This is a genomic window from Streptomyces sp. R-07, assembly GCF_049913175.1.
In the GTDB taxonomy this organism is placed as follows: Bacteria; Actinomycetota; Actinomycetes; order Streptomycetales; family Streptomycetaceae; genus Streptomyces.
This window is the reverse complement of the sequence record NZ_CP183978.1, coordinates 4,525,583-4,541,354: the sequence shown is the minus strand read 5'-3', so window position 1 is coordinate 4,541,354 and position 15,772 is coordinate 4,525,583. Positions and strand designations below refer to the sequence as shown.

General features: G+C 71.3%; 13 protein-coding genes. 5 read left to right on the top strand and 8 right to left on the bottom strand.

Features of this window, described 5'->3' with window-relative positions; genetic code table 11:
- Positions 1–142 precede the first annotated feature (142 nt).
- From thpR to ACN9M0_RS20815, 3 genes are all read right to left on the bottom strand, one after another.
- Positions 143–727, bottom strand: a complete 585-nt coding sequence (thpR, locus tag ACN9M0_RS20825) for an RNA 2',3'-cyclic phosphodiesterase (RefSeq protein WP_426404027.1) — start codon at positions 725–727, stop codon at positions 143–145.
- 90 nt (positions 728–817) lie between these two features.
- Positions 818–3,046 (bottom strand): FG-GAP repeat domain-containing protein, encoded by a 2,229-nt coding sequence (locus tag ACN9M0_RS20820; RefSeq protein WP_426404026.1) that lies wholly within the window; start codon positions 3,044–3,046, stop codon positions 818–820.
- Between the two features lie 95 nt (positions 3,047–3,141).
- Positions 3,142–5,424, bottom strand: a complete 2,283-nt coding sequence (locus ACN9M0_RS20815; RefSeq protein WP_426404025.1) for an FG-GAP-like repeat-containing protein — start codon at positions 5,422–5,424, stop codon at positions 3,142–3,144.
- A gap of 83 nt (positions 5,425–5,507) precedes the next feature.
- Here ACN9M0_RS20815 and ACN9M0_RS20810 point away from each other — a divergent pair, with 83 nt between their 5' ends.
- Positions 5,508–6,008 (top strand): GNAT family N-acetyltransferase, encoded by a 501-nt coding sequence (locus ACN9M0_RS20810; protein ID WP_426404024.1) that lies wholly within the window; start codon positions 5,508–5,510, stop codon positions 6,006–6,008.
- A gap of 699 nt (positions 6,009–6,707) precedes the next feature.
- Here the strand turns inward: ACN9M0_RS20810 and ACN9M0_RS20805 are convergent.
- Positions 6,708–8,045: an MFS transporter gene (locus ACN9M0_RS20805; protein ID WP_366039091.1), complete on the bottom strand. Its 1,338-nt coding sequence runs from the start codon at positions 8,043–8,045 to the stop codon at positions 6,708–6,710.
- Positions 8,046–8,071: 26 nt separating this feature from the next.
- Positions 8,072–8,515 carry a MarR family winged helix-turn-helix transcriptional regulator gene (locus ACN9M0_RS20800; protein ID WP_123457423.1) on the bottom strand — a complete coding sequence of 148 codons (444 nt, stop codon included), beginning with the start codon at positions 8,513–8,515 and terminating at the stop codon, positions 8,072–8,074.
- 201 nt (positions 8,516–8,716) lie between these two features.
- Between ACN9M0_RS20800 and ACN9M0_RS20795 the strand changes: the two genes are divergently transcribed.
- Complete coding sequence (locus ACN9M0_RS20795) at positions 8,717–8,944, top strand: hypothetical protein (protein ID WP_366039092.1); 228 nt, start codon at positions 8,717–8,719, stop codon at positions 8,942–8,944.
- Here the strand turns inward: ACN9M0_RS20795 and ACN9M0_RS20790 are convergent.
- Entirely contained in the window at positions 8,914–10,365 is a 1,452-nt protein-coding gene (locus ACN9M0_RS20790; protein ID WP_426404023.1) for an NCS2 family permease, read from the bottom strand. The two genes, ACN9M0_RS20795 and ACN9M0_RS20790, sit on opposite strands and share 31 nt — an antisense overlap.
- Before the next feature lie 149 nt (positions 10,366–10,514).
- Between ACN9M0_RS20790 and ACN9M0_RS20785 the strand changes: the two genes are divergently transcribed.
- Together ACN9M0_RS20785 and ACN9M0_RS20780 are read left to right on the top strand one after the other, a co-directional pair.
- On the top strand, positions 10,515–10,835 hold the full coding sequence (locus ACN9M0_RS20785; RefSeq protein ID WP_366039093.1) for a DUF2530 domain-containing protein: 321 nt from the start codon (positions 10,515–10,517) through the stop codon (positions 10,833–10,835).
- A gap of 207 nt (positions 10,836–11,042) precedes the next feature.
- A complete protein-coding gene (locus ACN9M0_RS20780; protein ID WP_399695753.1) occupies positions 11,043–13,451 on the top strand; it encodes an HAD-IC family P-type ATPase in 2,409 nt (802 codons plus the stop codon).
- A gap of 3 nt (positions 13,452–13,454) precedes the next feature.
- Here the strand turns inward: ACN9M0_RS20780 and ACN9M0_RS20775 are convergent, their stop codons facing one another.
- A complete protein-coding gene (locus ACN9M0_RS20775; RefSeq protein ID WP_426404022.1) occupies positions 13,455–13,865 on the bottom strand; it encodes an SRPBCC family protein in 411 nt (136 codons plus the stop codon).
- Positions 13,862–14,176: an ArsR/SmtB family transcription factor gene (locus ACN9M0_RS20770; RefSeq protein WP_366039096.1), complete on the bottom strand. Its 315-nt coding sequence runs from the start codon at positions 14,174–14,176 to the stop codon at positions 13,862–13,864. The genes ACN9M0_RS20775 and ACN9M0_RS20770 overlap by 4 nt, the downstream gene beginning before the upstream one ends.
- A gap of 283 nt (positions 14,177–14,459) precedes the next feature.
- Between ACN9M0_RS20770 and ACN9M0_RS20765 the strand changes: the two genes are divergently transcribed.
- A complete protein-coding gene (locus ACN9M0_RS20765) occupies positions 14,460–15,683 on the top strand; it encodes a calcium-binding protein (RefSeq protein ID WP_426404021.1) in 1,224 nt (407 codons plus the stop codon).
- Positions 15,684–15,772: the final 89 nt, after the last annotated feature.

Genomic DNA, 15,772 nt, shown 5'->3' with positions numbered 1-15,772 from the left:
GGACGTCAAGCCAACTGCTTCGAGCGCGCTCGAAGCAAGGGGGTTACTGACCGGCCAGCGACGCCACCGCGATGATCGCGAACATCAGTACGAGCACGCCGGCCATGATCCGGTTACGAGTCTTCGGGTCCACCAGACGAGGTTAACCCGAACCCCCGGCCGCCCCCTCAAGGGCCCAGGTGTCGACCGTCTCGTACCGGGGCTGCTCCCCCGGCACCCCGCGCACCGGCAGGTTCGACCGGACGAGCGCCAGCTCGCCCACCTCCCAGCGCGTGCCCTCCAGACCGCCCAGCCCGTCCACGAAGGGCCGCAGGTCCACCCCCTCCGCACCGACACGGGCGATCGTGAGGTGCGCCTGGTAGCGGCGGTGCTCGTCCATCGCGACCCCGGCCCGGCGGGCGGCGGCGTCGGACCGCTCGGCGAGGATCCGCAGCGTGTCCAGGTCCCCGGCGACCCCGGCCCACAGCGCCCGCCGCCCGAAGTGCCCGCCGCCGTGCAGCCGCAGCGGGAACGGCGGCGTCCGGTGCGCGGCCCTCGCGAGCCGCACCCGCAACTCGGGCAGCAGCTCCTCGTCGACCTCCCCCATGAAGGCGAGCGTGAGGTGCCAGCCGGGCCGCGAGGCCCAGCGGAGCCCGTCCGCACCGGGCAGCCGGTGCAGCCCGTCGAGGACGTGTCCGAGCTCGTCCAGCTGCTCCGGCGGCGGCACCACGGCGGCGAAAAGCCTCATGGGGAAAGTCTGGCAGGCCGACGGGCCCGGGGACGGCCTCCCACCCCGGACACGTCGCTCCTCAGCCCGTCGGCCGATCGAGCCGTCCGGTCAGAAGACCAGGTTGTACGTCGTCCCGGACGGAGCCCCGGCCTGGGTGGTCGTGCGCGGCGCGAAGGGGGCCTTCCAGCTGCCCGTGCCGGCGTAGAAGAAAGCGCCGGCCGCGGTCCGCGCGTACAGGTCGGGACGGCCGTCCTTGTTGCCGTCACCGATGCCGACGACGTCCGCGTACACGTTCCAGCCGCCACCGATCCGCGTCCGGGGCGCGAACGTGCCATCACCCCTGCCGAGATACAGCCACAGCACGCCGTCCCTGTCCCGGGCGACGAGGTCACCGGCCGCGCCACCACCGATGTTCCCGGTCGCGGTGATCTGGTTGTAGATCCCCCAACCGAACCCGATCTTCTTACGGGGCTCGAAGGGCGCGGTCGTCGAGCCGGTCGCCTTGTACAGGTACAGGTCACCGACCTTGTCGACGGCGACCAGGTCGGCCCGGCCTTCACCGGTCAGATCGCTGCCGCCCGCGAGCAGGCGGTAGGTGCCCCAGCCGCCACCGATCCGCTTGGGCAGGTGGCCCGACTGCACGTCGTCGCCCTCGTGCAGCCACAGGACACCGGACTTGTCGCGGGCGACGGTGTCGAAGACCTCGGTGCCGACGATGTCACCGGTGGCCTCCACGCGGTCGTAGGTGTTCCAGTCGCCCCACCAGCCCCCCGAGCCGAACGTCTGGCCGACGACAAGCCGTCCCGCGGCATCGTCCCAGCGCGTGTCGACCGCTTCGATCGCACCATCGGTCCGGCGCGCGTACACGTCCGGCGAACCGTTGTCGGTGGCGTCGTGCTGCTGGGGCGAACGCCTCACCTCGAAACTGCCGGTGGCCGTGACGGACGGCATCCCGTTCCAGGGCCTGGCCGTCACCTTCCAGTCGTACGTGCCGTCGGCCACGGCCCGCACGTACTCGCCGTTCCACCCCGTCTCCCCGGCCCAGTCGATGCCGAGCGAACCGTCCGGGTAGATGCCCGTGCCCGTCGAACGAGGACGGACGACCGTCCTGAAGTACCCAGAGACGCCCCGGCCGGTGAGCTCGATGGTGAGATCGGCCTCGGTGGTGGAGAACTTCCAGCTCAGACGGGTCTTCGCGACACCGTCGAGGTCGAGGGTGGCCGGGACGGCCGCGCTCATGAAGCTGATCGGGGTGGTGGGCGCCGGCGGCTCACCGCTGGAGGCGATCAGCTCGGCGGCCGGCCTCCCGTCCGCGCCGACCGCGATCCGGTAGACGCCCGGCCCTCGGTCTGCGGTGGTCCCGAGGGCCAGCAGGGTGCCGTCGGCCGACTTCTGCACGCTTTCGGCGTGGTCGAGGAGCTTGGCCGAGGTCCCGTCCGCCGAGGGGTAGGCCCTGAGTCCGCCCTCGGCCTCGGTGCCCCCGTGGGCCACGAGCCAGTCGCCGACCAGACCGCCGCTGACCGGTGCCATGCGGTCGTACGGCAGCGGCGCCCGCGTCACCTCGGTCGAGCCACGCCGGGCCGTGGCGAGGACGGTCTTCCCGTCCGACGTCGCCCGCTCCACCCACACGACACGGTCCCGCGTGATCGAGGCGCCGATCATGGAAACGTCCCCGCTCACGGGGTAGCTCTCGCTGACGCGGGCGCCGGCGATGTCGACGACCATCAGGTTCGCGCTGCCCGGGGCGTCACCGTGCCGGAAGGCGAGGGCGGTCCCGGGCAGGCTGTCGACGACGGAGAAGGCGTAGGGGTTCTGCTGCGGGTTCTCCAGCCCCACAACGTCACGGCCTCCCGCCGCGGTGACGAGCCGTACGTTGTAGTTCATGTCCTCGTCGAAGAGGGCGGCGCCCACCCCCTGCACGGCCTGACCGCGGAACCCGCCGAAGGTGACGGGGGCCGCGCCGGTCGCCATGTCGTACGCCGTCGCCGACTCGGTGCCGAACCGCCCGTACCTCTCCTTGATGGCCATCACGACGTCGGAGGCCGAGCCCGTGGAGCCGACGACGACCTTCGAGACCCCGTCCGCGTACCGCGTCCAGCGCGAGACGCCGTCCGCCCGGGTGAGGAAGCCGGTGGTTCCCGCACCGAGCAGCTCGCCGCCCGAGGCCAGGAACGGCACCTGGATCGGCGCGGCGGCGGTCGCGGCGGCCGGTGCCACCGCCGCAGTGCGCGCGGGAGCGGCCGTGGCCACCGGCCCGAGGAACGGCGTGGTGGCGACCACCGCCAGGACGACCCCCACCGACAACGACACATGGCGACGCGACAGAACAGTACGCAAGACGCTTTTCCTCCCCAACCCCATCGATACGCCCTTTACGACTCACCATTTCGCCGAAAGGTTGTACGGCTGACGCGGGCCGGGGAGGGAGCGGGTCAGGACACCTGGTTGTACGGCTGCCCGAAGGTGCTCGTCCCCGCGCCGGCGTCCGTGGCCGTGCGGGCCTTGAAGGGGGCCTTGTAGTCCCCTGTACCGGCATAGAAGAAAGCGCCGGCCGCGGTCCGCGCGTACAGGTCGGGACGGCCGTCCTTGTTGCCGTCACCGATGCCGACGACGTCCGCGTACACGTTCCAGCCGCCGCCGATCCGCGTCCGGGGCGCGAACGTACCGTCACCCCTGCCGAGATACAGCCACAGCACGCCGTCCCTGTCCCGGGCGACGAGGTCACCGGCCGCGCCACCACCGATGTTCCCGGTCGCGGTGATCTGGTTGTAGATCCCCCAACCGAACCCGAACTTCTTACGGGGCTCGAAGGGCGCGGTCGTCGAGCCGGTCGCCTTGTACAGGTACAGGTCTCCGACCTTGTCGACGGCGACCAGATCCGCCCGCCCGTCGCCCGTCAGATCACTGCCGCCGGTGAGCTGGGCGTACGCGTTCCAGCCGCCACCGATCCGCACCCGCGACTCGAAGCCGTTGCGGTACGGGCTGTCGGCGGCGCGGCCGCGGTGGAGCCAGAGGACCCCGTCCCGGTCGCGGGCGACCAGGTCGGCGGAGTCGGCACCGGCGATGTCACCGACCGACTCGATCCGGTCGTAGACGCTCCAGCCGCGCAGCCCGGAGGAGTTGTTCGGCAGGGCGACGAGCCGTCCCGTGGCGTCGTCCCAGCGCGTGCTGATCTGGTCGAGGTAGCCGCCCTTGTCCCGCGCGATCAGGTCCGGCGCCCCGTTGTCGTCGAAGTCGTGCGCCTTGGGGGTACGGGTCACGGTGAGGGTGCCGGAGGTGGTGACCGTCGGCATCCCGTTCCACGGCGTGGCGGTCACGGTCCAGCCGTACGCGCCGTTGGGCGCGGACTTCGGGCGCATGCTCGACATGTCCTCGACCTCGCCCGCCCAGTCCAGCCCGAGGGAGCCGTCGGGGTAGGTGCCGGAGCCGGACGCGGGCCGGATCTCCTTCCAGAAGACCTCTCCCGTCACCTTGCTTCTGAGGTGGACGGAGAGGTTCGCCCTGGTCGAGGAGAACTTCCAGGACAGCCGGGGACGGGCCGTGCGGTCCAGGTCGATGACAGCGGGGACAGTGGTGCCGACGTAGCCGAGGGGGGCGGCGCCTTCGTTCGGTTCGCCGGTGGAGGCGATCAGCTCGGCCGACGGCTGCCCGTCCACGCCGACCGCCACCCGGTAGACGCCCTCGCCCTGTGCGGCGGTGACGCCGAGGACGAGCAGCGTGCCGTCGGCTCCGGGCGTGGCGGACCAGGCGTGGTCGAGGAGCGGGACGGACGTGCCGCCCTTCAGGGAACGGGCCGTGAACGTGTGCCACGGGGTCGCGTCACCGGTCGTGGCGCCGAACGCGAACCAGTCGTCGCCCAGCAGGCCGCCCGTGGACTCCGCCGTGTCGTCGGGGCCGAGCTCGATCTGCTCGACTTCGCTGTCCCCGCGGACCGCCGTGGCGAGAACGGCCTTGCCGTCCACCGCCCCGGTCCACGCGACACGGCCCTTCGACAGGTACTCGCTGTCCCATGCCGGGAAGCGGCGCGTCCCGATCGTCCGGTGGTAGCTCTCCACGCCCCCGGCGGTGGCCAGGTCGACGACGCCCACCATCGTCTCGTGCGGCGAGTCCGGGTCGGGGTGACGGACCACGGCGGCACCGGGCAGAGAAGCGGAACCCCAGCGGGTGTCGACGGACACGGGCACGCCGGTCACCTTGCGGCTGGTCACGGCGCCGCCCGTCACCTCGACCTGCGTCAGGGCGGACCCGTCGTAGGCGCCCATCAGAATGGTCGAGCCGACGACTCCGCCGAACTCGCCGCACAGCGCGGGAAAATCGGCCACATCGAGGGTGACGGGCGCGGCGCCGGTCGCCATGTCGTACATCGTGAACGACACGATGGAGTCGCGGTGCCACTGGTGTTTCGCGACGACGACCGTGTCCGAGCCGACGGAGCCCTCCACCCTGTCCTCCTCGCCCGTCTCGATGACCTTCGACACGCCGTCCGCGTACCGAGTCCAGCGGTACGTACGGTCGGGGCTCCGGGAGAGGAAGCCGGTGGCCCCCGCGACGACCAGCTCACCCCCGTCGGCCAGGAAGGGCACCTGGACCGATGACGCGGCGGAGACGGCGGACACGACGGCGGGCGCCGCCGAGGCGGCCGGGACGGCGAGTGCCACGGCGAGCACGACACCGACCGAGACGGACAGACTCCGAGACGACAAAGCAGTACGCAAGGTGTGTTCCTCCCCCAACCAACCGGATACTCCCCTTACGACCGATCAGATTCCCGAAGGGTTGTACGACTAAGGTCCACGGAATGAAGATCCGGAAGGGCGGGGCGGAGGACCTCCCCGCGATACTCGCGATACTCGACAGCGCCGTGGTGTGGCTCAACGGCAAGGGGATCACCGCCCAGTGGGGCACGGAGTCGTTCTCCGGGCGGGCGAAGGCGGTGGAACAGGTCCGGCGGACGATGTCCGAGGGCGACCCGTGGATCGTGGAGATCGACGGCGTACCGGCGGGCACGATGACGCTGACGCCGCACCCCGGCCAGTACATCGAGCCGGCCGACGAGCCCGAGGTGTACGTACGCCTCCTGGCGACGGACGCGCGCTTCCACGGCCACGGAGTGGGAGCGGCGCTCCTCGCCCACGCGGCGGAGGAAACCCGGCGCCAGGGAGTGGAACTCCTCCGCGTGGACTGCTTCGCGGGCAGCGAGGGCCGCCTGATCGAGTACTACGAACAGCAGGGCTTCACGCGGACCGAGGAATTCCTGGTGAACGACTGGCCCGGCCAGGTCCTGGAACGCCGCGTCTGACGACAACGGCGGGAGGGGCCGGGGCCGGAGCGGGGGAGGTGGTGTCCGGACGTAAAAGCGTCTCGAACTCGCGCGAAGCGCGGTGAGAGCCGCAGTCCGGACACCACCTCCCCCGCGGAGGCCCCGGCCCCGGCGGGCCCCCGAGCGGGGTGGGCCCAGGCGGGGCCCAGTCCGGGGTCCCGATCCAAGCGGATCCCCCACCCGGGCGGGTCCCAGCACAAGGCCGGGCCACCGGCCCAAGCGGCCCCGCACCCAAGCGTGGTCCCGCTCCAAGCGGGCAGGCAAAGGCGGGGCCCACCCCCGAGCGGGTCGGGCCCAGGCGGGGCCCAGTCCGGGGTCCTGATCCAAGCGGATCCCCCACCCGGGCGGGTCCCAGCACAAGGCCGGGCCACCGGCCCAAGCGGCCCCGCACCCAAGCGTGGTCCCGCTCCAAGCGGGCAGGCAAAGGCGGGGCCCACCCCCGAGCGGGTCGGGCCCAGGCGGGGCCCAGTCCGGGGTCCCGATCCAAGCGGATCCCCCACCCGGGCGGGTCCCAGCACATGGCCGGGCCACCGGCCCAAGCGGACCCGCACCCAAGCGGGGTCCCGCTCCAAGCGGGCCCCACCGGGCGGAGCCCAGCATCCGGGCGGGCCCCGGCCCGAGGCGGGCGCCAGGGCGGGCCGCAGCCCAGACGATCCCGGTCCGCCGCCCGCCCCAGGGCTACGCGGCGGTGGCCAGCTGCGAGCGCGGCACGAACCGCACCTGCGGGTGCCCGTGTCGCCAGGCCCAGGCGACCTTGAGGCCGCCGACCCGGGCCAGGACCAGGCCGACGACGACGGCCGCCGCGAGCGAGATGACGCCGCCGGTGGCGAAGCCGACGCGCGCGCCGTACGTGTCGGTGACCCAGCCGAGCAGCGGGGCGCCGATCGGCGTGCCACCGGCGAAGACCATCATGTAGAGGCTCATGACGCGGCCCCGCATGGCGGGGTCGGTGGCCATCTGGACGGCCGAGTTCGCGGTGATGTTGACCGTGAGGCCGATCATGCCGATCGGCACGAGCAGCAGCGCGAACACCCAGAACGCCGGCGACAGGGCCGCGGCGATCTCCAGGACGCCGAAGACGGCCGCCGCGATGACGAGCATCCGCAGCCGGGTCGAGCCGCGGCGGGCCGCGGCGAGGGCGCCCACGAGGGAGCCGGCCGCCATCAGGGTGTTGAGGAAGCCGTACGAGCCGGCTCCGACGTGGAAGACGTCGCCGGAGAAGGCGGTGAGCCAGATCGGGAAGTTGAACCCGAAGGTCCCGACGAACCCGACCAGGACGATCGGCCAGATCAGGTCCGGCCGCCCGGCCACGTACCGCAGTCCCTCCCGCAGCTGGCCCTTGCCGCGCGGGACGCGCTCCACCGGGTGGAACTCGGCGGGCCGCATGAGGAGCAGGCCGACGATGGGTCCGAGGAAGAACAGGCCGTTGAGGAGGAAGGCCCAGCCGCTGCCGACCCCGGCGATGAGGACACCGGCGACGGCGGGGCCGATGAGCCGCGCGGACTGGAAGTTCGCCGAGTTCAGGGAGACGGCGTTGCGGAGCTGCCCGGGCCCGACCATCTCGGCGACGAAGGTCTGCCGGGCCGGGTTGTCGACGACCGTCACCATGCCGAGGAGGAAGGCGATGAGGTAGACGTGCCAGACCTGGATGGAGCCGGAGAGGGTGAGGACGGCGAGCGCGAGGCCGCAGAGTCCGAGGGCGGCCTGGCTGACGAGGAGCAGGCGCCGCTTCGGGTAGCGGTCGGCGATGACACCGCCGTACAGCCCGAAGAGCAGCATCGGCAGGAACTGCAGGGCCGTGGTGATGCCGACGGCGGCGGCCGAGCCGGTGAGGCTCAGGACCAGCCAGTCCTGGGTGATGCGGGCCATCCACGTGCCGGTGTTGGAGACGATCGCGCCGGTGAAGAACAGCCGGTAGTTGCGGATGCGGAGCGAGGAGAAGGTTTCCCCCCGCCCACGGGTCTTGAGGGTGGGTTGGTGGACGGGTGCGGAGTCTGCTCCGGGTCCCGTACTCAAAGTGCGTCGCCTCCTTGGCGCATGGGTTACAGGTGGGCGAGCTTCTCCAGGACCGGGGCGGCCGCGCGCAGCTTGGCCCATTCGTCCTCGTCCAGTCCTTCGGCGAGGGTGGCCAGCCAGGCGTTCCGCTTGCGGCGGGACTCTTCGAGCATGGCTTCGGCCTGCTCGGTCTGGCTGACCACCTTCTGCCGGCGGTCGTCGGGGTGCGGCTCCAGCCGGACCAGTCCCTTGGCTTCGAGCAGCGCGACGATGCGGGTCATCGACGGCGGCTGGACGTGCTCCTTGCGCGCCAGCTCACCGGGGGTGGCGGAGCCGCAGAGCGACAGGGTGCCGAGCACCGACATCTCGGTGGGGCTCAGCGACTCGTCGACGCGCTGGTGCTTGAGGCGTCGGCCCAGTCGCATGACGGAGGAGCGGAGCGCGTTCACGGCCGCGGCGTCGTCGGCGGTGCCGTGGGACAGGTCAGGCATGTTCATTAGGCTAACTCATTACTCTGTCTAAATACCAACAGGAACACGCGGACGTCGCACGGATCACACCCGCCACCCGGGCGAGACACGGCAGCACGGCGCACGGCAGATCACGCTTCGGCATCCATGTATCACCCAAATGAGTGAGTCGGATCCAGAAAGTGACGCAAAGAAGGCCCGGCTGCCCCGACCCTGAACGGCATGGGATCGACAGTGCTCAGCCTGCGCATCGACGGTGAGCTGCTCGACCGGCTCAGGAGTCACGCCGCGAAAAGAGGAATGAGCGTCCAGGACTATGTCGCCCGGACGCTCATTCGCGAGGATTTCGACGAGCGGTTCAAGACCGCCGTCGACGAGACGGAGAAGTTCTACGGCTCACCCGGAGCCGGAACCGACGGTCACGTGAGGCCGAGCGCCGGCATCGCGTAGTAGAAGACGAAGACCGCCGACACGACGTACATGGCCACCGGGACCTCACGGCCCCGGCCGGCCGCCAGACGCAGCACGCTGAACGCGATGAAGCCGATGCCGATGCCGTTCGTGATCGAGTACGTGAACGGCATCATCACCATGGCCAGGAACGCCGGCACCGCGATGGTGTGGTCGCTCCAGTCGATGTCCTTGACCGAACCGGCCAGGATCAGGAAGCCGACCGCGAGCAGCGCGGGCGTGGCCGCCTGCGACGGGACCATCGTGGCGAGCGGCGTGAGGAACAGCGCCACCGAGAACAGACCGCCGGTCACGACCGAGGCGAGACCCGTACGGGCACCCTCACCGACGCCCGCCGTGGACTCCACGAAGCAGGTGGTGGCCGAGGAGGAGGTCGCGCCGCCCGAGGCGACGGCCAGGCCGTCGACGAGGAGGACCTTGTTGATCCCGGGGAAGTTGCCGTCCCTGTCGATCAGCTTGGCCTCGTCGCCGACGCCGAGGATCGTGCCCATCGCGTCGAAGAAGCAGGACAGCAGCACGGTGAAGACGAAGAGGACGCCGGTCAGGAAGCCGACCTTCCCGAAGCCGCCGAAGAGGCTGACCTCGCCGACCAGACCGAAGTCGGGCGAGGCGACGGGGTTGCCCGGCCACTCCGGGGTGGTGAGGCCCCAGGAGGGGACGGTGGCGACCGCGTTGATCACCATGGCGCCGATCGTCATGACGACGATGGAGATGAGGATCGCGCCCGGCACCTTGCGGATGATCAGGGCGAGGGTGAGGAGCGTGCCCAGGATGAAGACGAGGACCGGCCAGCCGGTGAGGTGACCGTCGCCGCCGAGCTGGAGCGGGACGGTGGTGTGCGCGGCGTCGGGGATGCGGGAGACGAAGCCCGAGTCGACGAGGCCGATCAGCATGATGAAGAGGCCGATGCCGATCGCGATGCCCTTGCGCAGGCCGACCGGGACGGCGTTCATGACGCGCTCGCGCAGGCCGGTCGCGACGAGCAGCATCACGACGATGCCGGCGAGGACGACCATGCCCATGGCGTCGGGCCAGGACATCTTCGGCGCGAGCTGGAGCGCGACGACCGTGTTGACGCCGAGGCCGGCGGCGAGGGCGATCGGGACGTTGCCGATGACACCCATGAGGAGGGTCGAGAACGCCGCCGTGAGGACGGTGGCGGTGACGAGCTGGCCGCTGTCGAGCTGGTGCCCGTACATGTCCTTGGCGCTGCCGAGGATGATCGGGTTCAGCACGATGATGTAGGCCATCGCGAAGAAGGTGGCGAAGCCGCCCCGGATCTCACGGGCGACGGTCGAGCCGCGCTCGGTGATCTTGAAGTAGCGGTCGAGGCCCGAGCTCGGCTCCTGGGGAGCGGACGACTCGGGGGGCATGGCCTTGGCGGTGGCCGTGGTGCTCATGGGGTGGGTTCCTCATCGGGAGATGTCCGTTTTGGCGGTTCATACGAAGGAAACCCGCCAGAGGCAAACCGTTTCAGTATGAACACATGAACGAGCGAGCGTCCATCTCCGCGCGTAGACACGGAAACGAGCGGCCTAAACTGAGCGCCATGGCGAAGTGGACACCGAAGCACGAGGCACCCGAGCCCCTCGAAGGGCCCGTCGTCGCCACCATCACCGGCGGAACGATCCTCTGGTTCGTCCTCTTCCTCGTCCAGGTCCCCTTCTACGGCTGGTTCGACGACCGGGACCTCACCTGGTGGGTGTGGACCTGCCTGGCCGGCGCCGGCCTCGGCCTGATCGGCATCTGGTACGTACGGAAGCGGGACGCGGCGATCAAGCGGCACGCGGCGGCGCAGGCGGCCGAGTCGCCGGAGGCGCACCCGGGCACGGGCCCGGAGGCGCACCCGGACACGAGCCGGGGCGCGTGACACCGGCAGGCCCGCAGCACCGGCAGGCTCACAGCACCGCCAGCCTCACAGCACCGCCAGCCTCACAGCACCGCCAGCCTCGTAGCACCGCCAGCCTCGTAGCACCGCCAGCCTCGTAGCACCGGGGGACGATTCCCCTCCTCCCCCGGTCTGATCTTCGCCCTCCCCGGCAGGTGAACGACCGCATCCGGTCGTACCGTCGAAAACATGACTCAGCGGGCGAAGATCGACACCGGCGGCAGCGGGACGGCGCGGACCGGACCGCCGGTCGTCCACCGGACGGCCGGTCTCACCGCCGCCGAGGTCGCCGAACGCGTCGCGCGCGGCGAGGTCAACGACGTGCCCGTGCGGAGCTCCCGCTCCACCCCCGACATCGTCCGCGCCAACGTCTTCACCCGCTTCAACGCGATCATCGGCGTGCTGTGGGTGATCATGCTCTTCGTCGCGCCGATCCAGGACAGCCTGTTCGGCTTCGTGATCATCGCCAACACCGGCATCGGCATCATCCAGGAGCTCCGCGCCAAGAAGACCCTCGACGGACTCGCGGTCATCGGCGAGGCGAAACCGACGGTGCGCCGCGACGGCGTGGCCGCCGAGATCTCCACCTCCGAGATCGTCCTGGGCGACCTCATCGAGCTCGGCCCGGGCGACAAGGTCGTCGTCGACGGCGAGGTCGCCGAGGCCGCCAGCCTGGAGATCGACGAGTCGCTCCTCACCGGCGAGGCCGACCCGGCGGTGAAGAAGCCCGGCGACCGGATGATGTCCGGCTCGTTCGTCGTCGCCGGCGGCGGCGCCTTCACCGCCACCAAGGTCGGCCGCGAGGCCTACGCCGCCCAGCTCGCCGAGGAGGCCTCCCGCTTCACCCTGGTCCACTCCGAACTGCGTACGGGCATCTCCACGATCCTCAAGTACGTGACGTGGATGATGATCCCGACCGCGATCGGGCTCGTCATCAGCCAGCTCGTCGTCAAGGACGACAACTTCAAGGACGCGGTCGCCCGCACGGTCGGCGGCATCGTCCCGATGATCCCCGAGGGCCTCGTCCTCCTCACCTCGGTCGCCTTCGCGATCGGCGTGATCCGCCTCGGCCGCAAGCAGTGCCTCGTGCAGGAGCTGCCGGCGATCGAGGGCCTCGCCCGGGTCGACGTGGTCTGCCTGGACAAGACGGGCACGCTCACGGAGGGCGGCATGGACGTCACGGACCTCCGCCCGCTCAACGGCTCCGAAGAGACGTACGTCCGCAAGGTCCTCGGCGCCCTCGGCGAATCCGACCCGCGCCCGAACGCCTCCCTCCAGGCCATCATCGACGCCTACCCGGACACGGTGGAATGGCGCTGCACGGAGAGCCTGCCGTTCTCCTCGGCCCGCAAGTACAGCGGCGCGTCGTTCAGCGAGGGGGACGGCGAGAACTCGACCTGGCTCCTGGGCGCCCCGGACGTCCTCCTGAAGGCCGGCGACCCGACCCTCACCGAGATCGACCACCTCAACGAACAGGGCCTGCGGGTCCTCCTCCTCGCCCGTACGGCCCACGAGCTCGACTCCCCCGAGGTCGCCACCGACGCCCGCCCCACCGCGCTCGTCGTCCTCGAACAGCGGCTGCGCCCCGACGCGGCCGACACGCTCGCCTACTTCGCCGACCAGAACGTCGCCACCAAGGTCATCTCCGGCGACAACGCGGTCTCGGTGGGCGCGGTGGCCGCGAAGCTCGACATGCCGGGCGCGCAGAACACGGTGGACGCCCGCAAGCTCCCCACCGCCCAGGAGGAGATGGCGAAGGCGCTGGACGAGAACGCGGTCTTCGGCCGGGTCACCCCGCAGCAGAAGCGGGACATGGTGGCGGCGCTGCAGTCGCACGGCCACACGGTCGCCATGACGGGCGACGGCGTCAACGACGTCCTGGCCCTGAAGGACGCGGACATCGGCGTCTCGATGGGCTCGGGCTCGGAGGCGACCAGGGCGGTGGCCCAGATCGTCCTCCTGAACAACAGCTTCGCGACCCTCCCGTCGGTGGTGGCGGAGGGCCGGCGGGTGATCGGCAACATCACCCGGGTCGCGACCCTCTTCCTCACCAAGACGGTCTACTCGGTGCTCCTGGCGGTCCTGGTGGTCTGCTCGCAGGTGGAGTACCCGTTCCTCCCCCGCCACCTGACGCTGCTCTCCACCCTCACGATCGGCGTCCCGGCCTTCTTCCTCGCCCTGGCCCCGAACAAGGAACGCGCGAAGCCGAACTTCGTACGCCGGGTCATGCGGTACGCGATCCCCGGCGGCGTCATCGCGGCGGCGGCCACCTTCACCACGTACCTCCTGGCCCGCCACCACTACACGGGCGCGGACGCCCTGGGCGCCGAGACGAGCGCGGCCACCCTCACGCTCTTCCTGGTCTCGATGTGGGTCCTGGCGATCATCGCCCGCCCCTACACCTGGTGGCGCATCACCCTGGTCGCGGCGATGGGAGGCGCCTTCCTCCTGGTCCTGACCATCCCCCGGCTCCAGGACTTCTTCGCCCTGAAGCTGGTGGGCGTGACGATGCCGTGGGCGGCGGTGGCCATCGCGGCGGCGGGCTGCGCCCTCCTCGAACTCGCCTGGAGATGGGTGGACCGACGGTTCCCGGCGTAGGTGTCAGGCGGTGTCCCGGAGGGTGGTGGCGAGGCGGTCCAGGACGTGGGGCCAGCCCTTGCCCATGCCCTCGTACGCCTGGCGGCCCATGGGCGAGTCGAGGTCGAAGCCGGCGTGGACGAGGACGAGGCGGGTGCCCTGGCCCTCCGGGTGGAGGGTCCACGTGACGGTGGTGTCGAGGGTGCCCTCGGCGAAGCGGTAGGCGAGCAGCCGCTCGTCGTCCACGGCGGTCACCTCGCAGGGCTGCTGCCCGAAGGCACCCATGTCGAGGGTGAAGCGGTGGCCGACGACGGGCTTGACGTCGCCGGCCGCCCACCAGCGGGCGTGCAGCTCGGGGTCGGTCAGGGCCTTCCACACGGCCGCGGGTGCGTGGGGCAGGAACTTCTCGCAGGTGATCGTGTTGCTCTCGGTCATGTCTCGTCTTCCTCGTCCAGGAGCCGGGCCAGCGCGTCCAGGCGCTGCTTCCAGTAGTGCTCGAACGGATGCAGCCACTCGCCCACCTCGGCCAGCCGGGCCGGTTCGAGGTGGTAGAAGCGGTGCCGGCCGCGGGGCTCCTCGCGCACCAGTCCCGCGGTACGGAGCACCGCCAGGTGCTCGGAGACCGCGGGCCTGCCGAGCTCGAACATCCCGGCCAGCTCGCCCGTGGAGCGAGGCCCTTCGCGCAGCGTTTCGAGCAGTCTGCGGCGTACCGGATTGGCCAGCACGCCGAACACATCGGTCGGCATGACACGAAGATACGTCGGAATTTCCCGACGCGTCAAAACTTTCCGACGCGTTACTGGTTCCGGCCGAAGGCCGTGCCGAAGGCCGTGCCGAAGGCCGTGCCGATGACACCGCGGGGCCCGGTCCGCGGCGGGCGGCCGCCGACCCATCGGGTGAAATCACTCTCCGTACATCCCCGTGCTCCTCGGCCCGTGGCAGACATCTGGCACGCGATCGCCTCTCGACGACCGCGCTCGCCTCTTGCTCGCCGACCCCCTGTCGCCTGCCATGAGAAGGAACCACCCCATGACCCGCAGAACAGCCGTCCGCCCGACCGCGCGCCTCCGGGCCGTCGGCCTCCTGTGTGCCCCGGCGCTCGTCGCCGCGGCACTCACCGTCACCGCCGGGAGTCCCGCCGTCGCGGCGCCCACCTGCTTCGAGGCCGCCGCCACCGTCCCCGGCACCACCGGCACCCCGGGTGACGACGTCATCATCGGCACGCCCGGCAACGACGTCATCGACGGCAAGGGCGGCAACGACCGGATCTGCGGCCTGGGCGGCAACGACTTCGTCCACGGCGGGGACGGCGACGACCAGATCTCGGGCGGGACCGGCGACGACCGGATCTTCGGCGACGCCGGCAACGACGCGATGGGGGGCGACGAGCGCGCCTACACCGGCGACGTCACCGGCCCCACCGGCCGGGACTACCTCGACGGCGGGACCGGGAACGACTTCCTCCTCGGGGACAACGCGGCGACGCAGGGCACGGCCAACGGCGCCTCCCCCGACGTCCTCGTCGGCGGGACCGGCGACGACGTCCTGTACGGGGACGACGCCGGCGACCACGCCAACGGCGGTGCCCCGGACCGGATCATCGGCGGCGACGGGGAGGACGTCATCGTCGGGGACTCGCTCGGCTACTACTCGGCCTCGGGCGCCGGTGACGACGTCCTGCTCGAAGGCCCCGGCACCCTCGGCGACGTCACGGGGGACAGTTTCGCGCCGTTCGGCAACGCGACCGGGGCAGGCGGCGACGACCTGATCGACCTGGGAACGGACGGGGCGTTCGGTGCCGTCGGCGACCACACGTCCGGCGGCACCGCGGTCGGCTCCGGCAACGACCGGATCATCGGCGGCGGCGCCGGCGAGATCGTGCTCATCGGCGACAACACCCTCGTCGATCCCACCGGGGCCACCGCGGGGAACGACCAGATCGAGGGCCGCGGCGGCGACGACCGGATCTTCGGCGACAACTCGGACTGGGGCCAGACGCTCGGCACCGCCGGCGGCCGGGACACCCTGCGCGGCGGCGACGGCAACGACTACCTGCGCGGCGGCCCCGCCGCCGACGCCCTCGACGGCCAGGCGGGCATCGACGACTGCGACGGCGAGGACGGGACGGACACCGTCGTCAACTGCGAGATCCAGCCGACCGCACGGTCGACCCGGAAGGCCGCCCCCGCCCGGACGGACCGGCCCCTGTACGACCGCCTCGCCGGACAGAGCGGCCGGAACGGGCGGTACTGACCGACCCGGACCGGTCTCCTCGGCCGGGCCCGGCCCTGCCCGACCCGAACCGGCCCTGCCCGACCCGAACCGGCCCTGCCCGACCCGAA